The organism is Gillisia hiemivivida, from assembly GCF_007997295.1.
GTDB classification, from domain to species: domain Bacteria; phylum Bacteroidota; class Bacteroidia; order Flavobacteriales; family Flavobacteriaceae; genus Gillisia; species Gillisia hiemivivida.
On sequence record NZ_VORY01000008.1, the window covers coordinates 1 to 21,998 of the forward strand.

The window sequence follows — 21,998 nt, forward strand, 5'->3', positions numbered from 1 at the left end:
TCAACAAAAAAGGACACTAGATGCAAATGCAGAAAGTATCCTTTTACAGACTAGCTTATAGCCGTCTTGAGTAACAAAAATAATAAAATAAAAGAGAAAACCTTTTGTTAGTTAACACAGAATCTATTGGGAAAGGTTGGTTTAAAAATAAAAGAGGCATTGTAATTTACAATGCCTCTTTTTATTTTTGGATATTTCTGTTTTCTGCCTAGATATTATAAAATGTCACATCTAGTATAGTCTAGATGTTTACATGACCCTTTGACTTTAGTCTATCCTGAGCGCTAGTCGAAGGGCTACCGTTGACGTAATTCCAAGAATCTGGAATACACTCCCTCTGGTCGGTAAAGATCTGTTAAATTTTTGAGATTGTTCATTTTTTTGCCTGTCCAAAAAAACGAACCAAAAAAAGGACACTTTTTTGTAGGTGTTTCCAATTATGCTACCGCATAATTGGAACCGTACTTCCACGGCTAAATTTTCTCCAAGGCTTCAAAAATTTTACGCCCTGGAAGCACTACACTTGCAAAAAAGAAGTTCTTAAGAAAATAAATCTACTAGGAATCATCGTACGTCAAAAACCTACGCTAGATAAATTTTTTTATCACAGGTCTCAGGGAGACAAGTTCGTTTGTATGATGCTAATTCCTCTAATCAGTAGCTATACTTTAATCTGCCTTTTCAATTGTTGATCCAAAGAGATAAAGGTCTCTGTTCTAGAAACGCCATCAATGGCTTGAATATTCTTATTAAGAACATTCATAAGATGCTCATTATCTCTACAGAGGATCTTTAAAAATATAGACCAGTTTCCTGTTGTATAATGGCATTCCAATACTTCCGGAATTTCACTTAATCTTTTTACAGCTTGGGGATTGCTCACCGCCTTATCCAAATAAACACCCACAAAGGCTAAAGTTTTATAGCCTAAAACCCTTGGGTTGATCATGAGTTTCGAGCCTTCAATTAGTCCAGCTTTTTCTAGTTTTCTCAATCTTTGATGGATAGCAGCACCACTTATACCAATACTTCTGGCAATTTCTAGTATAGGCTTTCGCGCATCTTCCATAAGATAATTAAGGATGGTTTTATCAATACCATCAATAGTTACTTGGTCATCTACATATTTCATTTGGTTATAGGTTGTTAAGTTTGGGGCTTAAAAATTACTGTTATTTTAATCAATTCCCTACTCCTCCAGACGGATTATAACCTAAATATTTATTTTCCTGCTCCTTAAATAAAATTCCATGAGATTCTAACTCCTCTAGTATAGGGGTGTAAACTTCTTTTGTGATTGGAATTTGAACCCCAGGAGTAGTTATCTTTTTATTTAAAATAGCTAAGGTTGCTATGGCAACTGGTAAGCCTACAGTTTTAGCCATCGCAGTTCGGGTTTGATCTTCCCCAATTAGTACCATGGTAGAATCTATTTGCTTTTTCTCTCCATTAAGCTCATATCCAAATTTATGATACATCACGATCATATCCTTATCATCTTCTGCAAGTGTCCATTTATCTGATAATATTTTTTGAAGTGCTTGTGCTGGAGTGGCATTCTCTAATCCTATTTTCTTGTCTTTATTGAAAAGGTCTAATTCTTCCAGCTTATTCCACATAATATCATCCTGGTCTATTTTAAGATTATGTCTAAGTTTTAGCTCTACAGTATTCGTTGGAGAATAAGGTAGAAATGAATTGATGAAATCCCTATAGCTCATATTCATAGTATCCTGCATAGTATAAGTGTCATCTGTTAAACCTAGCTGAACAAACATATTCCAAGCCTTACTAAAACCTACCCGTCTTATAGTTCCTCTATATAAAGTAAGAATATCTTCCAAGCCATAAATACTTCGGTAATCTAACGAGTTTCTATTGGCATATCCTTCAAATCTGCCATGACCTTCTATTTCTAAGAATTCTGTTCTTCGGAATAAGCGGTGGTAAGGGATATATTTATATTTTCCTTCTTGGATGAATTCAGCTACACCACCTTGCCCCGCTACAACAACATTTCTTGGGTTCCAAGTAAATTTATAGTTCCAAAGATTTGTATCGCTTTCTGGAGCTACAAGTCCGCCGGTGAAAGATTCAAAAAGGATCATTTTTCCACCTTTATCGCGGATGCTGTCTATTACCTTCATGGCACTCATGTGGTCTATTCCTGGATCTACACCAATCTCATTCATAAAGACCAAGCCATTTTCTTTGACTTCTTGATCTAAGGCTTTCATCTCCTTGCTCACATACGAAGCTGTAACAAGTGATTTTTTATATTTAATACAATCTTTAGCTGCCTCTATATGAAATCTTGCAGGCAACATAGAAATAACGATATCGGCATCTTTGATTGCTGATTCCCGACTTTCTTTATTAAAAACATCTAATACAATAGCCTTGCATCTTTCATGATTCTGGCTAAGGTTTTTTGCATTTTCTATATCTAGATCCCCAATGGTTAGGAATAAATTTTCGGTTTCAGATTTATCAAGTAAGTAGGAAATTAATACCGAAGTAGACTTACCGGCACCAATTATTAATATTTGTCGCATATTAAATTTTCTTAATTAGTTTTGTAAAGTTAAAGGACGAATGTACTTAAATGTTTAGACTAATAAAATTATAGGATGGAGAGAAAATATTATATCGCAGGCTTTGTGTTTGGACTTTTAGGAATTGTAATTGGCGCCTTTGGAACTCACGGATTAAAACCAGTATTATCTCCAGACTCTTTTATTTCAATGGAAACAGCAATAAAATACCAGATCTATCATTCTTTATTATTACTAATACTAGGATTAATAATAACATCTGGGTATCAGCTTTCCAAAGGGATCTTTTATTTACTGATTTTTGGGGTGATTTTGTTTAGCGGATCTATTTATTTACTGGCGACAAATGATTTAACAAGCATTGATTTTAAAGTAATTGCCTTGGCTACCCCTTTGGGAGGCAGTTTATTAATTATAGGCTGGGCCTGGTTATTGGTTCATTTTATAAAGTTAAAAAAGAAATAAAGTAGAACCTTTTTATTAAGTATCAAAATAAGTTTCTTTACTTTTGCCAGCCTAAACAAACACACAACTTAAACTTTTATGTTGGCAAATAAGCAAATTACGAAATCGTTATCGTTAGAAAAATACGGAATTAATAAGGCTACTGCTCACTATCAACTATCCCCAAAAGAATTACACCAGATAACTTTGGTTAATAACCAAGGGGTTGAGTCAGCGACTGGCGCTTTAGCCGTTAACACAGGAGAATTTACCGGAAGATCTCCTAAAGATCGCTTTTTGGTAAAAGATGAAGAGACCAAAGACAAAGTTTGGTGGGGAGATATCAATATTCCATTTGATACTGATAAATTTGATAAGCTATACGACAAGGTAGTAGATTACCTTTCAGAGAAAGAAATTTACGTTCGTGATTCTTATGCCTGTGCAGATGATAATTATCGTATAAACATCCGTGTGATCAACGAATATGCATGGTCTAATTTATTTGCTTACAACATGTTTTTAAGACCAGAGGAATCTGAGCTTGAAAATTTTAAAGAAGACTGGATTGTAGTTAATGCTCCAGGTTTTAAAGCAGATCCTTCTGTAGATGGAACTCGTCAAGCAAACTTTTCTATTTTAAATTTCTCGAAGAAGATCGCCTTAATAGGTGGTAGTGGCTATACAGGAGAGATCAAAAAAGGAATTTTTTCAGCATTAAATTTTATACTTCCGGTACATAAAAATGCACTTCCTATGCATTGTTCAGCAAACATAGGAGAAGAAGGAGACACTGCTGTTTTCTTCGGACTTTCGGGAACTGGAAAAACAACTTTATCTGCAGATCCTAAACGTAAACTTATTGGAGACGATGAGCACGGATGGACTAAAGAAAACACTATTTTCAATTTTGAAGGAGGATGTTACGCGAAAGTGATCAACCTTTCAGAAGAAAATGAACCAGATATATTTAATGCCATTAAGCCTGGAGCTATCTTGGAAAATGTGATCTTGAATGATGATGGAAGCGTAGATTTCGAAAACACTTCTATTACTCCAAACACTCGTGTGAGTTATCCTTTAGATCATATTAACAATATTGCAACGCCTTCAATAGGTGAAAATCCTAAGAACATATTTTTCTTAACTGCAGATGCCTTCGGGGTATTGCCTCCCATAAGCAAACTTACTCCTGCGCAAGCTGCATATCACTTTATGAGCGGTTATACTGCAAAAGTAGCAGGAACGGAAGCTGGAGTAGATGAGCCACAACCAAACTTCTCTGCGTGTTTTGGAGCGCCTTTCATGCCATTACATCCTGCAGAATATGCTGAAATGTTAAGTAAGAAGATGAAAGATGCTAATGTTAATGTATGGTTGGTAAACACCGGTTGGACGGGTGGAGCATACGGTACAGGAAACAGAATGAAGTTGAAATATACTAGGGCAATGATAGAAGCTGCTTTAGATGGTAAATTAGAAGAAGTAGAATTTACACAACATCCTATATTTGGTCTTAATATGCCGGTAGAATGTGATAATGTTCCTAGTGGGATCTTGAATCCAAAAGAAACTTGGAGTGATAAAAAATCTTACGATGAGAAGGCAATGGAACTAGCTAATTCATTTAAGAGGAACTTCAAAAAATATGAAGATAATTCTAATAAAGAGATCCTTTCTGGAGGTCCTATTGTTTAGTTAATAGTATATAACAAGTCAGAAACCCGATAAATCCTAAGAGTTTATCGGGTTTTTTGATTTATAGATTATAAGACAAGAGCAATAGCGGGTAATTTGAAAAACAAAAGCCAGATAAATTTAAATTTATCTGGCTTTATTAATTGTAAAAAAATCTAACTATTTCTTGTTAATTTCTTTTATATATTTCTGAAGCGCCATCGTCATAGATGGGGTTTCTGGAGTTGGTGCTTTTATATTACAAACAAGTCCATGTTCTTTTGCTGCCTTTATGGTGGTGTTTCCAAAAACGGCTATTTTAGTTTCTTTTTGTTCGAAATCTGGGAAGTTTTCAAACAGGGATTTTATTCCACTTGGGCTAAAGAACACAAGAATATCATAAGTGACATTTCTTAAATGTGAAAGATCACTTACCACTGTTTTATAAAACACTGCTTCTTTCCATTCTACGCCTAATTTGTTAAGTATTTTAGGTACATCTGGTTTTAGCATGTCCGAAGCTGGCAAAAGAAATTTTTCGTTCTTATATTTTTTGATAAATGGAGACAATTCTGAGAATGTGCGTTTCCCAACATATATCTTTCGCTTTCTGTAGACTACATACTTCTGCAGATAATACGCGACAGCTTCACTTAAGCAAAAATATTTAAGTGTATCTGGCACTTTATATCGCATTTCCTCGGCTATTCTAAAAAAGTGATCTACCGCATTTCTGCTTGTTAGAATAATAGCAGTATAATTAGTAAGATCTATTTTTTGTTGCCTGATATCCTTGGAGCTAACTCCTTCAACGTGAATAAATGGTATGAAATCAATTTTTACTCGTTGCTTTTCTTCCAACTCAAAATAGGGTGAATTTTCTATTTTAGGCTCTGGTTGAGATATTAAAATTGTTTTCACTTTCATATAGTTGAGTTATTTGAATTTTTAGTATTTAGTAATTAACTTATACAAAACAACATAGGGGGCGATTTCGAGTGCGCAAAGGTACAAAATAAAATAGAACCAAAAGCGAGAGATTAATCTGAGGTTTTTTTTGACAATTGCATACAGGATATATAAAAGAGCGATAAGTATAAGCCCAATGATCAGATAGAAAAGAGGTAAACTTGGGATATTGCTATAAACCAGAAACAGTGATAATCCAAAGATAATCAGAGAGATAAAATTGAGATAGGTTTGTTTTTGAAAAATATAAGTATCCATAATTTCATCTATGTCAAAAACGTTAGCAATAATTTTTTCTACGGTAATCTTCAGTAAAACAATAAAACTATAAGCTGTAATTATTCTCAATAGTAAATTTCCAGAACTGTCTAAAGTTTGTGTTGTAAAAAGCCTAAATGTTAAAAAAACGAATAAAGAGACACTTAAAATATGTGCTGTGAGCATTAAAACGTTAAAACCAAATAGGAGTTTATACTCTTTAGATTTTATAACTAAGTACTTTCCGGATGAAGCTAGAGAGATAAAATCTTCGAACCGATTACTAAATAGAGTCTTTGCAACGGCTAATAACAATAGTACCAATAGAATAATAATGGTAAGTAGGTCGTTTGAGGTTATATATCGTTCTATTGCTTCCAATTATAAATTTTTACAAATGTATAATTAATAGCGGTAAAGATGAAAGTAAAATTGAACCTGAAAAGGACAAAAATGGTTACATTTGCCCAAAATTTCTAGCATGTCTAATGGGATAATTATTATACCCACCTTTAACGAAATTGAAAATATTGAACGCTTGATTAGGAACATATTTTCCTTGCAGCGTAAATTTCATATCTTGGTGGTAGATGATAATTCTCCAGACCAGACTGCTGCTAAGGTAAAAGAACTTCAGGCGGAGTATTTTGGTTCGTTATTTATAGAGGAACGAAAAGGGAAGTTGGGATTAGGGACAGCATATATTCACGGTTTTAGATGGGCATTAGCTCATAAATATGAATACGTTTTTGAAATGGATGCCGATTTTTCGCATAATCCTAATGATCTCATCCGGTTGTACAATACTTGTGAGAAAAACGGTGCCGATCTGGCTATTGGTTCCAGATATGTAACAGGAGTAAATGTCATTAACTGGCCTATGAGTAGAGTGTTGCTTTCGTGGCTTGCTTCAAAATATGTCCGGTTTGTCACTGGAATGGATATTCATGATACAACTGCCGGTTTTGTTTGTTATAAGAGAACGGTTTTAGAAAATATAAACTTAGATAAGATACGGTTTGTGGGTTATGCATTTCAGATAGAGATGAAATTTAAAGCATATCTACAAAAGTTCGACATTAAAGAAATTCCGGTAATTTTTACCGACAGAACAAAGGGAAGTTCTAAAATGAGTGGAGGGATTATTTCTGAAGCTGTTTTTGGAGTTATTAATATGAAATTAAAAAGTCTTTTTAATAAGACATCAAAATAATGAAGAAGGTTTTAATCAAAAACGCACGAATTGTCAATGAAGGGACAATTATGGAGGGAGATGTATTTATCGAAAATGGAATTATTGTTGAAATAGCCGATAGTATAAGTGCAAAATCTCCAGACCTAACGATGATCGATGCGGAAGGGAATTATCTTATTCCTGGAATTATAGACGATCAGGTGCATTTTAGGGAACCAGGTTTAACTCATAAAGATACTATAGAAACAGGTTCTCGTGCCGCTATTGCGGGAGGGATCACCTCTTTTATAGAAATGCCAAACACCAATCCGCAGACCACAACTATAGAAAAGTTGCAGGAGAAATTTGATTTAGCAAAGAATTCCTCTTATGCCAACTACTCTTTTATGTTTGGTGGTACCAATGATAATCTGGATGAAATTTTAAAGGTAGATCCTAAAACTACAGCTGCCCTAAAATTATTTTTAGGTTCTTCTACAGGAAATATGTTGGTAGATGATGCAAAAGTTTTGGAGCAGATCTTTTTGAAATCTCCTTTAATGATCGCGGTGCATTGTGAAGATGAAGCTACTATTCAGAAGAATTTAGCTGAGTGTGTTGAACGTTATGGGGATGATATTCCTATTGAATTACATTCAAAAATCCGAAGTGAAGAAGCATGTTATATATCCTCTTCAAGAGCGGTTGCGCTAGCAAAAAAGACTGGAGCAAGATTGCATGTTTTTCATATTTCTACGGAAAAGGAATTAAAATTATTCGACAATAAATTGCCTTTAAAAGATAAGAAGATCACTGCTGAGGTTTGTGTACATCACCTGTGGTTCAACGATTCAGATTATCAAAAGAAAGGAACTTTAATAAAATGGAATCCTGCAATTAAAACAAAGAAAGATCAAGATGCTTTGTTGAAAGCATTGTTAGATGGACGTATAGATGTAATTGCTACAGATCATGCACCTCATACAAAAGAGGAAAAGAAAAACGTGTACACTAAAGCTCCTAGCGGAGGTCCTTTGGTACAACATGCGCTTCCTGCAATGTTACAAATGCATCACCAGGAAAAGATAAGTCTTGAGCAGATTGTAGAAAAAATGTGCCATAATCCTGCGATTCTATTTCAAATTGAAAAACGAGGATTCATTAGAGTGGGTTACAAAGCAGATCTTGTTCTAATAGATCTTAATGCTCCATGGGCTGTACAGCCAAGTAATACAGTCTACAAATGTGGTTGGTCTCCGTTTGATGGAGTTACTTTTAAATCTAGAGTTACCCATACCTTTGTAAATGGACAATTGGTTTATAAAAACTTCAAATTCATGCCTTTTACTCAGGTGGCAGAGCAGTTAACATTCGATAGAAAATAAATTGTATGAGATTTTTAAAGGTATTTATAATTGCTTGTTTCTTGAGCTCCTGCCAAAATATAGAGGAGGTCAAAAAACCCGATAATTTAATATCTGAAGATAAGATGGTAGATGTTCTTACAGAATTGTCCTTATTAAATTCTGCGAAGAACAAAAACAAACGAACTCTTGAAGAAACAGGTCTTCAGCCGGACACTTATTTATACTCAAAATATAAGATAGACAGTTTGCAATTGGCAGAAAGCACGACTTATTATGCTAAAAAGTATGATAAATTCGATGGCATCTACCAGAAAGTGAAGCATAACCTGGAAGTGATGAAGGCGAAGTTTGAAGTGATTCGTGACGAAGAACAACGAATTGAAGATTCTATAAGAGCATTGGATACCAAGGACACTTTGGATATTGACAGCCTTAAGATTCCAAAAGCTATTTTAATTGATAGTCTTGGTTCGAAACCTCAAAGTAAAAATATCTCTAATTAAATTTTTTTCTTCTTAATACATAGAAAATATCATAAACAGAAAATGGACGTTATTCTATCCTGAAACTTCGGGAGTTTTAGCATCTCAGAATATATCTTGAGAAGACCTTAAAATAAATTACCATTGACGTAATTCCAAAGTTGCTCCAAATAAGCGACCCTGAACTCCCGAAGTATCGGGACAGGTTGACGATACTGGTTTTAACTTTCGTCATGCTGAACTCGTTTCAGCATCTTTCATACGTCAAAAACCTACGCTAGATAATTTTTTATCACAGGTCTCAGGGTGACGCGATATTATCTTTTTCTTTTCTAAATAACACTCCTGTTTCCATTACCACACTTTTTACTGGAGTAAAAGAAAAACCTGTTTTCTCCCTAATTTTCTCATTGCTATAGTAAGAATGTTCAAAAAGGGATCTATAATCGTTTTTTGAAAGTTGTTTCTTTGCTCCCCATAATATATTGGCAATACTTTGATATATCCAGCCAATAAAGACCATCCAAGGTTCTAAAGGGGTATGTGGCCCTTTTTTCTGAAGGCTCTCTGCGACCCACTCCAAGATGGTTTTAAAACTCAAGTTTTCTGACACAACTATATATTGTTCATTTTCCATGGAAGAATCCATTAGAAGTATAGATGCTTTAGATACATCTTGCACCCCGACAAAACCTGTTGTCTTCGGGAAATGATATTTTAAACCTTCATCTATTTTTTTGAATAGCTGTCCACTGCCAGAATCCCAAAATCCAGGCCCAATGATTACTCCGGGATTTACAATTACTGCTGAAAGACCTTCCTGAGTGCCCCTCCAAACTTCAATTTCAGCTCCATGTTTCGAAATGGCATAATCGCTATGTGCTTTTTCGGGATGCCAAGTAAAATTTTCAGAAATGTATTCATCTCCCAAAGCGATATCCATAGTAGCTATAGAGCTGATATGGCAAAGTTTTTTAACCTTGAATATTATACAAGAGTTTACAATATTGGCAGTTCCTTCAATATTTGTAGCCCTAAGGTTTTCGGCGTTTTTAGCATCAAAAGATACTATTGCAGCGCAGTGATATACATAATCAATATTCGTGAATACTTCATTGAGAGAAGGGATGTCTAAGATATCTGCTTGAACCCAATCTATAGAATCGAATAAAAAAGCGGTTTCTTTAGCTGAAACAAAATATAAAAAAATCTTTTTCACCTCAGAAAGTTTGTCTTCTGATCTATAGATCGCCCTAACTTTTTTTCCAGATTTCGCTAAATCTAAAAGTAAATGTGAGCCCACTAGTCCTGTGCCTCCTGTAACTAATATCATAAGGTAAATATAGCTATTTCAACTTAGGAAAAATGGCAGTTATTGGTATCTTTACCGCTGTTTTCTATTAGATATTAGAGTTCATTAGTAAACCAATGAATTCAGAATAGGACAGAAACAAAGAAGTTTGAAGCATTAATATTGAAAATAAGATACCTATGAATTTTGTTAAGGAAATTACCTGGAGAGGCATGATGCACGATGTGATGCCTGGAACTGAAGAGCACTTAATGGAAGAAATGCGTGCTGCTTATATTGGTTTCGACCCTACTGCAGACTCCTTGCATATTGGAAATTTGGTGCCTATTATGCTCTTAGCACATTTTCAGCGAAGTGGTCATAAGCCGGTGGCATTAGTAGGTGGAGCAACGGGGATGATTGGGGATCCTTCAGGGAAGTCTAGCGAAAGAAATCTTTTAGATGAAGCTACTTTAAGACATAATCAGGATTGTGTGCGAAAACAACTTTCTCAATTTCTGGATTTTTCTTCAGGAGAAAAGAATGATGCTATTCTTGTGAATAACTACGATTGGATGAAAGAATTTTCTTTTCTGGATTTTATAAGAGACGTTGGTAAGCATATTACGGTAAACTATATGATGTCTAAGGATTCTGTGAAAAATAGAATTTCTGGAGAAGATACCGAAGGAATGTCTTTTACTGAATTCACCTATCAGTTAGTGCAGGGATATGACTTTGTTCATTTATATAGAAATCAGTCTTGTACATTGCAAATGGGAGGAAGTGACCAGTGGGGAAATATCACTACCGGGACAGAGCTTATTAGAAGAATTGGGAATGGGAAAGGTTATGCACTTACCTGTCCTTTAATCACCAAAAGTGATGGTAGTAAGTTCGGGAAGAGTGAAGGCGGTAATATTTGGTTGGATCCAAATAGAACCTCTCCTTATAAATTCTACCAGTATTGGTTAAATACCAGTGATGAGGATGCCGAAAAATATATTAAGATCTTTACGTTTTTAGATCAAAAAACTATTGAAGAACTTATTACAGAACATGGAAAAGAGCCGCATTTAAGATTGCTTCAAAAACGTTTAGCTGAAGAGGTTACAATTACTGTACATAGCAAAGAAGATTTTGAGAATGCAGTGAAAGCCTCTAATGTGCTCTTCGGAAAAAGTACTGCAAGTGATTTTAGAAGTTTAAATGAAGCTACATTTTTAGATATTTTTGAAGGAGTTCCTCAGGCAGAAATTGAGCGTGCAGATGTTGATGCTGGTTTAGATATGATTGCTGCTTTAGCTGCTAAAACAGGGTTTTTAAATTCTAATGGAGAGGCAAGAAGAGCTTTAAAAGAAAACTCGATCTCTGTGAATAAAGAAAAAGTAGGGGAGGATTATCTAATTTCTGAATCGGATCTTATAAACAACAAATTTGTTATTCTAAATAAAGGGAAAAGAAACACCTATATTTTAAGAGTGGTATAATGCAAAAGCCCCTAAACATTATACTGTTTAAGGGCTTTGCAACTAACTAACCAATCTAATATGAAAAAACTCATATAGCTTATTGTAAACAAAAACCTAACCAAAAATTATGTTTACAAGTATTAGTTCGAAAAAAAACTAGTTCATTACAGTTTTATAAAAAAAATTTTTGATTTTTTCGGCAAGAAAAAAGATAAGTTTGTGTGTGTCTAAAGCACCATTAAATTACAGCCGCGAATATCACTGTTATCAAACCTACCCATAATTTCTATAGAATTTTTTTCGCTCTTTTTTCCAAGATCTTGAGTGGCGATAAAAGAGCAGGAATTTATATTGGCAAGGTCTATCACATTAATTCCGCCTGTGCTATTATTTTGGAGGTAGGACTGTGCATCTTCGGGGTCACGAATTAAGATCTTCATCCAAGGTGGGCAATCAAAAACTCCATTTCCTGCGGAATATGCTTGAGATAACAACTCGGTCATTCCGTATTCGCTATGGATGGCAGCTACCCCAAAACCTTTTTTAAGGATACTATGCAGTTCTTCCCGGATCATCTCTTTACGTCTCCCTTTCATGCCGCCAGTTTCCATAACTATGGTATTCTTCAGTTTAAACTGAAAGTCTTCTACAAGATCTAATAAGGCAAAGGACACACCAATAAGTAAGACTTTTTGGCCCTTGCTATCCAAAGAGATTAATTTCTCTTTTAATTCAGAAAGATTATTAAGATAGAATCCGCTATCTGGATGACTGCTTTTTTCAATTAACTGCTGCGCCATGTAAATTAAAGAAGAACCATCCCGTTCCAGATAAGAAGGTAAGAGCGCTAGGATAGAATAATCTTCGATTTTTCCATAAAACTGTTTAAAACCCAGATTAAAACTATGTTCGTAAATAGCAATATCTGTTACGTGATGTTTGCTGGTTTTACTGCCGGTAGTGCCACTGCTTGTGAATGTTTTCTGAATATTTTCTTCAGAAGATAATATAGTATGAGACTTAAAAAGATCTATTGGTAAAAAGGGAATGTTTTCAATCTTATTTATCTGCTTCGGATCTTTTTTTAATAAATCCGAAAACTTTCGGTATACCGAATTGTTAGCATATTGAAATCTGAAAATTTCTAGTGCAGCTTCATTGAAATCTTGTTCAGAAGAAATAGAAAAAATCTTTTCTGGATTCATTTATGTGTTTTGAAGAAAATGAAGGTAAAGGTAGAAATAAAAAAAGCTTCTAAGAATAGAAGCTTTTTATTTTATCCCTCATTGAGGGTCAAATTACTCGTCCCGATGGTTCGGGATGTGTCGAATTTTTAAAAGTATTTTCCAATTACTTGCCTCTCAGGCTTATTCCGAACCTCTTGATTATGTGTTTTAAAATTACCTGACCACCAATTTTCTGGTAGCTTGAGTATTTCCTTCTTTAATTTTTAAGATATATATTCCAGGAGTAAGTTCTGAAACATCTAATTCTTTACCTGTAATTCGGGCGTTTAGAATTTTTTTACCTAATACATTATAAATTTCTACTTCTTTAGTTTGATTTTTATTGGAGGTAATATACACTTTACTGCCAACCACAGGGTTAGGGTAAATAGAGAGACCTTCTATTGGTTTTTCTGTAGCAAACGTAGGAATCGCTGTGTTTTGAGCTATAGCCCGAGGGGTGAACAGCAGAAAACTAACCAATAATAAACTTAAGATGTAGAATTTTTTCATATTTGTTACGTTGGTAATTGTAAATCTACAATAAATAATTCAAAAATGATACCATTAATTCATGCTTAAAGATATAATTAATTATTCTTGTTTTACTCCTAAAACAAAATAGATGAGGTAGTTACACCTCATCTATTTTTCAACTCCAATGCTAACCTCAACTAATAAAGGGGTATACCAAATTGAAATTTAATTTTATAATCTTGCATTTCTCCAAGACCAACCAGAAACATCTACTTTAGTTCCTGCATTATAAGTGCCTGTTAAACTGGCATTTGCTCCATCCACCTTTATGTTAGCTACTGGTCCATTGTCTTTCATGTCCAGATTGGTTTGGTAACCTTCTAAATAAATGTTGTTGATTGTTGCCCCAGATTCTTTCTTAAACTGTAGAGCTGTCCCTCCAGTTGTGGAGATCGCAGTGAAGTTAACAAGCTTCGGATTCTTATTCAACCCATCTGCTTCCAATGCGGTAGAAAATCCTGAAACAGTATGAGAAACGTAGGTATTTGTTACCGTTCCATTCCAGCCTTCTGTCCAGTCTACAGCATCATCCTCGTTATTTTCTAAGTAAATGTTGGTTGCAGAAACAGTTCCTCCAAAGAACTCTACTCCATCATCTGCTCCATTTATTACAGCTATATTTTCTATAACCGTTCCCGATCCAACCGAGTAAAATGAAACTCCATTATATTGAGATTCAGCATTAATTTGCGCTCCAGTTCCAAGGATCACTAAGTTTTTAATACTTCCAGAACTGTCTGCATCGTCATTACCTCCGTATACAAATCCGCCAACTTCTGCGGTTGCATTTACACCTTCTGTAGTAGTTGCTTTTCCAACTAGCGTTAATCCGCCCCAATCTCCTGGTTGTGCATCTTCAGAAGAAATCACCACTGGGTTTGTCGGAGTTCCCTGAATATCTATTTCCCCACCTTGTAGAACGGCTATGTATACACCTGTTCCTCCATTTCTAGCACTGATTTTTGTTCCTGCTGGGATGGTTAATTTTCCTCCATCTTTCACGATCAAGGAAGAAGTTAGCTCATAAGATACAGATGCATTTAAACTAAGTTCACCCTCAACAATACCTTGTAATACTGTAGCTTCAACAGATCCTCTATTATTTATCCAGTTAAAAAGAGCAATATCTACGCTTGCAACATCTGTATAAGATTTTCCCGGATCGGCTACCACATCTTCAATAAGAATATTTGCAATTGGCCCATTATCTTTCATGTCTATAGATGTATCGTATCCTGTTAATGACAATCCTGAAATAGTAGCTCCAGATTCTTTTTTGAACTGTAATGCAGTTCCACCTTTAGAAGACACGGCCGTTAAGTTGATAATCTTAGGATTGTTGTTTAAACCATCTGCCTCTACAGCTGTAGAAAAACCAGCTTTAGTATGTAATACGTATGCGTTGGTAACAGTTCCGTTCCAGCCTTCTGTCCAGTCGATAGCATCATCTTCATTATTTTCTAAATAGATGTTTTTAACAGAAACAGTTCCTCCAAAAAACTCAACTCCATCATCTGCACCATTAATTAAAGCGATGTTCTCTATGGTAGTTCCAGAACCAACAGAATATAAGGTTAATCCGTTGTATTGAGAATTTGCCTGTATCTGTGCCCCGGCACCTTCAATGATCATGTATCTAATAGACCCTGAATCATCTTGATCGTTATTACCTCCGTAAATAAATCCGCCAACTTCAGCAGTTGCGTCTACACCTTCAGTAGTTTTAGCATCTCCTAAGATCACCAAACCTCCCCAGTCTCCTGGACTTGAATTTTCAGAGGACATTCTAACTGGGTTGCTTTGAGTTCCCTGAACATCAATCTGTGCTCCTTTTTTTACTACGATATAGACTTCCTGACCAACATTCGCAGTGATCTTTGTTCCAGCAGGGATAGTTAATTTAGTTCCTGGTTCTACACTAAATGAACCTGTTAATTGGTAAGCTACATTTGGGTCTAAAGTTAAATTAGAAGTTAATGTTCCATTTAGATTATTATCAATTGGTGTTACCGGTGTTTCACCTTGTTCTCCGTTGTCGAAAAAGCCATCATCACTACTACAACTTCCCAAGAAAAGAGAAGAAAGAAGTGTTACTAATACTGCAATACTTTTAAAGCTTGTTTTCATTTTTTTAGATTTTAAAATTGGTTTATTCATAGTTTTCATTATTTAAAAATTATAATTTAAGCCTAGGCTTATTGTTGCCCCACGGGTGTAAGATCTCACGGTCTCTGTGGATTCTATTCCAGTGGTGCTTGGTCTAACATTTTGGGTTCTTTTTATTTCGGGGTTTAATAAGTTTTTTCCTGAAAGTCTTATTCCCCAGTGTTCGCCAAAATCTTTACTTATTACAGTATTTAGCGTTACAAATCCCTTTTCTATAATAGCATCGTTGTAAAAAGTTTCACTTTGAGTCTGGATTTCTGGTGCACCTAAAGCAAAGATCTTGTCTGAAGCATAATTGGCAGTTACAGTAGCCAAAAATGGGTTTGGAGAATTTGTTGAAAAATTAAGCGAACCATTAAAGATCCAATCAGAAGCTCCTTGAAGATCTGTTTCTGTTAAACCTTTATATCTAAAGGTTTTTAGAAAGACTCCTTGAGCATCTCTTAGTTCTTTTAAGTCTTGAGAGTGCCACATTCTTGAAGCATTCAAGTTGAGATCTAAATTGATCCCTGATTCGTCTTCTGCTTTAATCAGGTTTAATTTGGTTTCAACTTCCAATCCGTATATTTCAGCTTTTTCAGCAGAATTGAAGAAAGAAAAAACTCCCGCAGAACCACGATCCTGGACTTTATTTATAGGGTCTTCTATTTTTTTGTAAAAACCAGTAAGTGACACTAACTGATTTGCAGTAGGAAAGAATTCCCATTTAACATCAAAATTATAATTGGTAGAGGCTTCTAAATCTGGGTTTCCACGAGTTACTTGCCCAGTTGGAGATACATATTCAAACGGTGCGATTTCTTTAAATTCTGGTAAAGTAATGGTCTTACTAGCTGCAACTCTAAAATTATTGCGCTCGTTGGCAGCATATTTTAAGTTGATGCTTGGATAAAAATTGTTGTAAGATTTGTCTGAAATACCAAACCTTCCCGGGATGTTTCCAACATCATACTTTACATTTAGGTCATCTTTTTGATAACGCAGCCCAAGATTAAAATTGAATTTATTTAAATTGTAGTTTGCAGAAACAAAGCCTGCAGTAGATTCCAATGTTGCCAAATATCTGTCTGGAGCAAGAATATTTAAAGTAAGTGAACCGTTCTGAAGATTTTCTGGAGTGAAGACTCTAGATAAGTTGTCTATAGAAGTTGGATTAAGTGTATTTATGTTGCTTTCCTCTAAGCCCAAAAATTGAGATCCAAAATCACGTTCTTTATTTCTATAATTAGCACCGAAGCTAAGTCTTAAGCTTTTTTCTTCAGAATCTATTAATGTTAATTCATCTTTGATAAGTCCATTGAATTCCTGGTCATTGATTATTTGAGCAGATTTTCTTTGTTGAAATCCACCGGTTCTCCCCAATTGTACAAAGCCATCTCTAAAATTAACTTCATTCCGAATTCTGTTTGGTTCATCTGCATCTACAGTATTATAGCCAATGGCCCAATCCAATTCATTTTTTTTATTTATTTGATGATTCCCTGTTAGCTGATTCACCCATAATTGGGTTTGTTTGATATTTTGATCTCTAATAAACTGAGAGAGATCCTCTACTGGTTCTGTTTCTTCAAAAATGGTAGCTTCTCCATTTCTTCCACCTTCAAAAACTTCATCGGTTAATTTATTAATGAAAAGGCTGGTAAATTTTACTTCGTTATTCTCATTGAAATTATAAGAGGAACTAAGTAAGCCGGTAGTATTGATAGATTTCGAAAACGTTTCAACATCTGTAATAGAGTCATTTATAAAATTTGCTCTAAATTCTCTAAACTCTCCTTGTCTATGTTCAAAAGAAATATCCTGTGAACCAGTAAATAATACTTTAAGCTTTTCACCAAATTTCTTCCCTGCAGTTAAGGTGTATTTATAATCAAGAGGAAGTTCTGCCTGTTGCGTATTCCAGGTTTGTTGTGTTAATGCTTCCCGTGTTCTAAGGTCTCTGGAATAGAATCCAAAAGTCACATTTTCTGAATTTGGTGATGTTTTGAAATTATCTCCAACGCCATTTCTTATAGCATTGGTGTTAAAACCTACTTTTACGCCAGCTGCTAATTCCTGGGTCCCAAGTAGTTCCCTAGTGCTAATATCTATAGTTCCCGAAGCTTGATCTGCCGAATTTTGAGCTGAATATGTTTTGCTAATGCTCACATTTTGAAGAATGTTGGTAGAATACAATTCCAGATCTATATTCTTGCGCTCAACATCATCTGATGGGACTGGCAAACCGTTCATGGTGGTGTTTAAATAACGATCTCCAAGGCCTCGCACAAAAATATCTCCTGAAGCCTCACTACTGCTTACTCCAGAAATCTTTGTAGTAGCAGTAGCAGCATCAGAAACTCCCATTTTGGCTAATTCTTGGGCACCTATACTTTCTTTAATTTCTATTGCCTTTTTTTGTTCTATTAAAAGAGCAACTTGAGAATCCCTTCTTGCAACAGTTTTAATAACAACTTCATCTAGAGAAGCAGCATTAGAACCTAGTGCGGTGTTTATTTCTGTAACTTTTCCGGCAACCACTGTTACATTTGGAACTTCCAAAGTTTCGTATCCCACAAAGCTAAAAATTACGGTATAAGTCCCTGGAGTCAAATTTTCAATAGCATATAATCCATCTATATCTGTGGTGGTGCCTATAGAAGTGCCTTTAATTATTACATTTGCAAAAGGCAGTGTTTCGCCGCTTATTTCCTTATCCATAAGCTTGCCCGCAATGGTGCCTTTAGTAGTTTCCTGAGCGTAAGAAATGCTTATAAAAAATAGCGTTAACAGTAAAAAAATCTTCTTCATTATTTTGTTTTTATCGACAGGACAAATTAACGAAGAGAACTCTTGAAGTAGCTTAACTTAACTTTACGCTTAGGTTAATTGGGACTATTCTAATGTTATGAAATGGTTTCGAGATCTAGAAGGTTTTTGGTGATTGGTAATAATGAGATAACAAAATCTCTTAATTTTCTTTGGTTGACACCCTTTTCGGGGATTACAAAGGATCTTCTGTGTTAAGTAAGTGTTACCAAGTCTAGACGCTTTAAGATACTTCAGTTTTAATTTTATCTTTACATAGATTTAATTGCAATAAATTAATCTGATTTATATGAAGAAAAACAATATTACAATCCTCTTAGTAGATGATGAACCGGATATCCTAGAAATAGTAGGTTATAACCTTTCTGCGGAAGGCTATAACGTAATTACTGCTGAAAACGGATTAGAAGCATTGAAAATCGCGAAGAAAAAAAAGCCGCAACTTATTATTCTAGATGTAATGATGCCGGAAATGGATGGGATTGAAACTTGTGAACAAATAAGAAAGATCCCAGAATTGGAAGACACCATGATCACATTTTTAACTGCTAGGGGAGAAGACTATTCTCAAATGGCAGGTTTTGATGCCGGAGCGGACGACTATATAACCAAACCAATTAAGCCGAAGGTTTTGGTTAGTAAAGTAAATGCATTATTAAGAAGGTTTCGTGAGAATGAAACTGCTTCTAACATACTTCAAGTTGGAAATTTAATCATCAACAGGGACGAGTATAAAATCATCAATAACGACGAGGAAATTATATTGCCAAGAAAAGAATTTGAATTACTTTCACTACTAGCCTCTAAACCTGGGAAAGTCTTCAAAAGAGAAGAGATCCTAGATAGTGTTTGGGGGAATGAAGTAGTTGTTGGAGGTAGAACCATAGATGTCCACATCAGGAAACTGCGAGAGAAAATTGGGGACGACAGTTTTAAGACTGTAAAAGGAGTAGGTTATAAGTTTGTTATTTAATGGCTAAAAATTTCAGAAAATCATATAAATTTTCACTTAAGACTTCGTTATTTATTTCAGTGTTCCTAACCTTAGTCGTGAGTATATTTTCATTATTAACTTCAGTGTTTCAGCTTTTTCCGGTAATTGGTTTTTTTCTTGTTAGTTATTTGATTTCTTTCATAATCATCCAATATAGGGTAGAGCATTTTATTTACAAGAGAATCAAGAATATTTACGATAATGTTACACTTTTGGATGCCAGCACTTTAAATCCAAGTCAGATCACCACAGATATGGCAACGCTTACCAAAGAAGTAGAAAGATTTGCCAAAGGTAAAAAGTTAGAGATTGAAACTTTACAGGTTAGAGAGACCTATAGAAAAGAGTTTATGGGCAATGTTTCTCATGAACTTAAAACTCCGCTATTTACTGTTCAAGGCTACATTCTTACTTTGCTGGATGGCGCGATGAAGGATAAAGCAGTGCGCAAAAAATATCTTCAAAGGGCAAGTAAAGGAGTAGAACGACTCGTTTATATTGTGAAGGATCTGGATATGATCACAAAATTAGAAGCCGGTGACCTTCATTTAAATAAGGAGAATTTTGATGTTGTTGAATTAATCCAGAATGTCTTTGATCTTTTAGAGATGAAAGCTGCTAAAAAGAACATCTCTCTTGCTTTCGATTTACTCTATAAGGAGCCTATAATGGTAAATGCCGATATGGATAGAATGCAGCAAGTGATCTCTAATTTGGTTGTGAACTCTATTAAATACGGCAAAAAGGGAGGGACTACCGAAATTAGTATCGAGAACTTAATTAAGAATAAAGTGATAATTAGGGTTTCAGACAATGGAGAAGGAATAGAGAAAGCTAATATTCCACGTCTTTTCGAACGTTTTTTCAGAGTAGATAAAAGCGGATCTAGAAAAGAAGGCGGTTCAGGCTTGGGTCTTTCTATAGTAAAGCATATTCTGGAAGCACATAATGAGAAGATCTATGTAGAAAGTGTGTATGGGGTAGGTAGTGAATTCTCATTCACTCTGGAAAAGAGCAAAAACAGAACTAAAACTGGTCGTAAGAAAATCAAACCTTAATCCTGTAGTGTTTTTTAGATTTTCTAATTTCTTAAGAGAGAACTTGTTTTGATCACAACTTGCAACCAAAGCATTTTCAGAAAGTTTTTTCGCTAAGTATTCCTGTTCTGGTTGTCCTGGAGTGGGAATTAAAAATGCTTTTTTCTCCAGTTTTGCAATATCCATAATGCTTGTATAGCCAGATCTGCAAATTATATGTTCGCTACCATTTAAAGCTTCTTCCAATTCTTTTCCAAGCAGATAGTTATAAATCCTAATATTCCCCATTGTTTCAGTTTTTGATTCCTTTTCCAATACTCCTCTAATAAATAAAATAGGAGAAGAATGATCTTTGAATTCCTTGAGAAGTAACTTTTCTAAAATTCCTCGCTGAGGTTCTGGCCCTGATAGTACGATGGCATATTTGTATTTAATAGGAAGTTGCAGTTTCGAAAATCTGCTTAATGGGCCAATATATTTTACTGGAAATGGTGTTTTAACTAAATGGCCCATTTCCCCGCTTAAATTAGGTGTGTTTTCAAAATCTGGCACCCAGCATTCTGTGAATTTTGAAATCAATTTTTGCTGAAGTTTACTGCTGAAAAAGGTTGAAGAACCAGAAAGCACCTTCAACTGATGAGTTATAAATACAGAAGGAATTTTTTTGTGTCTCACTCCCCATCTATTGTCAGATATTATTCCGGAGATATTTTGAGATCGAACCAATTCTTCGGTTACTTTTTTCTCCTTCTTAATTGCAGCTATTATTTTTGGAGTTTGAAGGAGTAGCTTCCACTTAAAAAAAACTTCCTTCTTTGAATAACTGATATCATATTCTGGTAAAATATGATATTCTAAATCTGGAAATTCCTTCTGAAGTAATTTTAGTGCAGCTCCATCTGAGGCGATTACGGGCTCAAAATTTTGACGAATTAGTTCGTTGATTATTGGGATGCCTCTAGTAGCATGGCCTAAACCCCAATTTAAGGGAGCAACTAAAATCCTTTTTTTCAGCATTTACAAATATAAGTAACCCAATAATTAAAGAGTTGTAAATTAAATTGATTATCGATTTTTACAAGATATAAGAAATAACATATCTATTTGTCATCCCGACGTGTGGAGGGATCTCTTTTGAACCTTAATCCTACTTTATTGAGATTCTTCAATCCGCTACGCTGCTTTCAGAATGACAAGTGAAAGTAATTGTCAGGCTGAGCCTCTCGAAGCCTCTCAAGTATTATATCATACTTCGGCAAGCTTAGTCTCAACGTCTTGTCATCCCGACGGTAGGAGGGATCTCTTTCGAACCTTAATTCTATTTCATTGAGATTCTTCAATCCGCTACGCTACTTTCAGAATGACAAGTGAAAGTAATTGTCAGGCTGAGGTCGAAGCCTCTTAGGTATTATATCATACTTCGGCAAGCTTAGTCTCAACGTCTTGTCATCCCGACGATAGGAGGGATCTCTTTTGAACCTTAATCCTACTTTATTGAGATTCTTCAATCCGCTACGCTACTTTTAGAATGACAAGTGAAA

The 21,998-nt window shown here is 35.0% G+C and carries 18 protein-coding genes; 8 read left to right on the forward strand and 10 right to left on the reverse strand.

Annotated features, from left to right (window positions below):
• Positions 1 to 661: 661 nt before the first annotated feature.
• Together ES724_RS08600 and ES724_RS08605 are read right to left on the reverse strand one after the other, a co-directional pair.
• The gene (locus ES724_RS08600) at positions 662 to 1,132 is read right to left on the reverse strand and encodes an Lrp/AsnC ligand binding domain-containing protein (protein WP_146932125.1); all 471 of its coding nucleotides are present in this window, start codon (positions 1,130 to 1,132) and stop codon (positions 662 to 664) included.
• 49 nt (positions 1,133 to 1,181) lie between these two features.
• The gene (locus ES724_RS08605; protein WP_146932127.1) at positions 1,182 to 2,555 is read right to left on the reverse strand and encodes a saccharopine dehydrogenase family protein; all 1,374 of its coding nucleotides are present in this window, start codon (positions 2,553 to 2,555) and stop codon (positions 1,182 to 1,184) included.
• 75 nt (positions 2,556 to 2,630) lie between these two features.
• Here ES724_RS08605 and ES724_RS08610 point away from each other — a divergent pair, with 75 nt between their 5' ends.
• Together ES724_RS08610 and pckA are read left to right on the forward strand one after the other, a co-directional pair.
• Positions 2,631 to 3,020 carry a DUF423 domain-containing protein gene (locus tag ES724_RS08610; protein WP_146932129.1) on the forward strand — a complete coding sequence of 130 codons (390 nt, stop codon included), beginning with the start codon at positions 2,631 to 2,633 and terminating at the stop codon, positions 3,018 to 3,020.
• Between the two features lie 78 nt (positions 3,021 to 3,098).
• On the forward strand, positions 3,099 to 4,697 hold the full coding sequence (gene pckA, locus ES724_RS08615) for a phosphoenolpyruvate carboxykinase (ATP) (protein WP_146932131.1): 1,599 nt from the start codon (positions 3,099 to 3,101) through the stop codon (positions 4,695 to 4,697).
• 159 nt (positions 4,698 to 4,856) lie between these two features.
• Here the strand turns inward: pckA and ES724_RS08620 are convergent, their stop codons facing one another.
• Together ES724_RS08620 and ES724_RS08625 are read right to left on the reverse strand one after the other, a co-directional pair.
• Positions 4,857 to 5,603: a uroporphyrinogen-III synthase gene (locus ES724_RS08620; RefSeq protein ID WP_146932133.1), complete on the reverse strand. Its 747-nt coding sequence runs from the start codon at positions 5,601 to 5,603 to the stop codon at positions 4,857 to 4,859.
• A gap of 21 nt (positions 5,604 to 5,624) precedes the next feature.
• Complete coding sequence (locus ES724_RS08625; RefSeq protein WP_146932135.1) at positions 5,625 to 6,284, reverse strand: DUF4271 domain-containing protein; 660 nt, start codon at positions 6,282 to 6,284, stop codon at positions 5,625 to 5,627.
• A gap of 100 nt (positions 6,285 to 6,384) precedes the next feature.
• Between ES724_RS08625 and ES724_RS08630 the strand changes: the two genes are divergently transcribed.
• Genes ES724_RS08630 through ES724_RS08640 form a run of 3 tightly spaced genes read left to right on the forward strand, consistent with a single transcriptional unit; the run spans position 6,385 to position 8,947 of the window.
• Positions 6,385 to 7,116, forward strand: a complete 732-nt coding sequence (locus ES724_RS08630) for a polyprenol monophosphomannose synthase (protein WP_026837293.1) — start codon at positions 6,385 to 6,387, stop codon at positions 7,114 to 7,116.
• Positions 7,116 to 8,462, forward strand: a complete 1,347-nt coding sequence (locus ES724_RS08635) for a dihydroorotase (protein WP_146932137.1) — start codon at positions 7,116 to 7,118, stop codon at positions 8,460 to 8,462. The genes ES724_RS08630 and ES724_RS08635 overlap by 1 nt, the downstream gene beginning before the upstream one ends.
• 5 nt (positions 8,463 to 8,467) lie before the next feature.
• Positions 8,468 to 8,947 carry a DUF4296 domain-containing protein gene (locus tag ES724_RS08640; RefSeq protein ID WP_146932139.1) on the forward strand — a complete coding sequence of 160 codons (480 nt, stop codon included), beginning with the start codon at positions 8,468 to 8,470 and terminating at the stop codon, positions 8,945 to 8,947.
• A gap of 280 nt (positions 8,948 to 9,227) precedes the next feature.
• Here the strand turns inward: ES724_RS08640 and ES724_RS08645 are convergent, their stop codons facing one another.
• Positions 9,228 to 10,259, reverse strand: coding sequence for an NAD-dependent epimerase/dehydratase family protein (locus tag ES724_RS08645; protein WP_146932141.1), 1,032 nt, complete (start codon positions 10,257 to 10,259; stop codon positions 9,228 to 9,230).
• Positions 10,260 to 10,411: 152 nt separating this feature from the next.
• Here ES724_RS08645 and tyrS point away from each other — a divergent pair, with 152 nt between their 5' ends.
• Entirely contained in the window at positions 10,412 to 11,707 is a 1,296-nt protein-coding gene (tyrS, locus tag ES724_RS08650; protein ID WP_146932143.1) for a tyrosine--tRNA ligase, read from the forward strand.
• 209 nt (positions 11,708 to 11,916) lie between these two features.
• Here the strand turns inward: tyrS and ES724_RS08655 are convergent, their stop codons facing one another.
• The 4 genes from ES724_RS08655 to ES724_RS08670 all read right to left on the reverse strand — a co-directional run bounded on the left by ES724_RS08655 (position 11,917) and on the right by ES724_RS08670 (position 18,408).
• Complete coding sequence (locus tag ES724_RS08655; protein WP_146932145.1) at positions 11,917 to 12,894, reverse strand: LuxE/PaaK family acyltransferase; 978 nt, start codon at positions 12,892 to 12,894, stop codon at positions 11,917 to 11,919.
• A gap of 195 nt (positions 12,895 to 13,089) precedes the next feature.
• Positions 13,090 to 13,428: a T9SS type A sorting domain-containing protein gene (locus ES724_RS08660; protein ID WP_146932147.1), complete on the reverse strand. Its 339-nt coding sequence runs from the start codon at positions 13,426 to 13,428 to the stop codon at positions 13,090 to 13,092.
• Between the two features lie 195 nt (positions 13,429 to 13,623).
• On the reverse strand, positions 13,624 to 15,609 hold the full coding sequence (locus ES724_RS08665; RefSeq protein ID WP_246136848.1) for an autotransporter outer membrane beta-barrel domain-containing protein: 1,986 nt from the start codon (positions 15,607 to 15,609) through the stop codon (positions 13,624 to 13,626).
• Positions 15,610 to 15,621: 12 nt separating this feature from the next.
• Positions 15,622 to 18,408: a TonB-dependent receptor gene (locus ES724_RS08670; protein WP_211362755.1), complete on the reverse strand. Its 2,787-nt coding sequence runs from the start codon at positions 18,406 to 18,408 to the stop codon at positions 15,622 to 15,624.
• A gap of 307 nt (positions 18,409 to 18,715) precedes the next feature.
• On the opposite strand from ES724_RS08670, the gene ES724_RS08675 reads away from it, so the two are divergent.
• Both ES724_RS08675 and ES724_RS08680 read left to right on the forward strand, forming a co-directional pair.
• On the forward strand, positions 18,716 to 19,399 hold the full coding sequence (locus ES724_RS08675) for a response regulator transcription factor (RefSeq protein ID WP_146932151.1): 684 nt from the start codon (positions 18,716 to 18,718) through the stop codon (positions 19,397 to 19,399).
• Entirely contained in the window at positions 19,399 to 20,478 is a 1,080-nt protein-coding gene (locus tag ES724_RS08680; RefSeq protein WP_146932153.1) for a sensor histidine kinase, read from the forward strand. The genes ES724_RS08675 and ES724_RS08680 overlap by 1 nt, the downstream gene beginning before the upstream one ends.
• Here the strand turns inward: ES724_RS08680 and ES724_RS08685 are convergent.
• Positions 20,416 to 21,474, reverse strand: coding sequence for a glycosyltransferase (locus ES724_RS08685; protein WP_146932155.1), 1,059 nt, complete (start codon positions 21,472 to 21,474; stop codon positions 20,416 to 20,418). The two genes, ES724_RS08680 and ES724_RS08685, sit on opposite strands and share 63 nt — an antisense overlap.
• Positions 21,475 to 21,998 lie beyond the last annotated feature (524 nt).

What these genes read in the sequence shown, in the direction of transcription:
- ES724_RS08600 (WP_146932125.1), bottom strand. Translation starts at nt 1,132, where the DNA reads ATGAAATATGTAGATGACCAAGTAACTATTGATGGTATTGATAAAACC.
- ES724_RS08605 (WP_146932127.1), bottom strand. Translation starts at nt 2,555, where the DNA reads ATGCGACAAATATTAATAATTGGTGCCGGTAAGTCTACTTCGGTATTA.
- ES724_RS08610 (WP_146932129.1), top strand. Translation starts at nt 2,631, where the DNA reads ATGGAGAGAAAATATTATATCGCAGGCTTTGTGTTTGGACTTTTAGGA.
- pckA (WP_146932131.1), top strand. Translation starts at nt 3,099, where the DNA reads ATGTTGGCAAATAAGCAAATTACGAAATCGTTATCGTTAGAAAAATAC.
- ES724_RS08620 (WP_146932133.1), bottom strand. Translation starts at nt 5,603, where the DNA reads ATGAAAGTGAAAACAATTTTAATATCTCAACCAGAGCCTAAAATAGAA.
- ES724_RS08630 (WP_026837293.1), top strand. Translation starts at nt 6,385, where the DNA reads ATGTCTAATGGGATAATTATTATACCCACCTTTAACGAAATTGAAAAT.
- ES724_RS08635 (WP_146932137.1), top strand. Translation starts at nt 7,116, where the DNA reads ATGAAGAAGGTTTTAATCAAAAACGCACGAATTGTCAATGAAGGGACA.
- ES724_RS08640 (WP_146932139.1), top strand. Translation starts at nt 8,468, where the DNA reads ATGAGATTTTTAAAGGTATTTATAATTGCTTGTTTCTTGAGCTCCTGC.
- ES724_RS08645 (WP_146932141.1), bottom strand. Translation starts at nt 10,259, where the DNA reads ATGATATTAGTTACAGGAGGCACAGGACTAGTGGGCTCACATTTACTT.
- ES724_RS08655 (WP_146932145.1), bottom strand. Translation starts at nt 12,894, where the DNA reads ATGAATCCAGAAAAGATTTTTTCTATTTCTTCTGAACAAGATTTCAAT.
- ES724_RS08660 (WP_146932147.1), bottom strand. Translation starts at nt 13,428, where the DNA reads ATGAAAAAATTCTACATCTTAAGTTTATTATTGGTTAGTTTTCTGCTG.
- ES724_RS08665 (WP_246136848.1), bottom strand. Translation starts at nt 15,609, where the DNA reads ATGAATAAACCAATTTTAAAATCTAAAAAAATGAAAACAAGCTTTAAA.
- ES724_RS08670 (WP_211362755.1), bottom strand. Translation starts at nt 18,408, where the DNA reads ATGAAGAAGATTTTTTTACTGTTAACGCTATTTTTTATAAGCATTTCT.
- ES724_RS08675 (WP_146932151.1), top strand. Translation starts at nt 18,716, where the DNA reads ATGAAGAAAAACAATATTACAATCCTCTTAGTAGATGATGAACCGGAT.
- ES724_RS08680 (WP_146932153.1), top strand. Translation starts at nt 19,399, where the DNA reads ATGGCTAAAAATTTCAGAAAATCATATAAATTTTCACTTAAGACTTCG.
- ES724_RS08685 (WP_146932155.1), bottom strand. Translation starts at nt 21,474, where the DNA reads ATGCTGAAAAAAAGGATTTTAGTTGCTCCCTTAAATTGGGGTTTAGGC.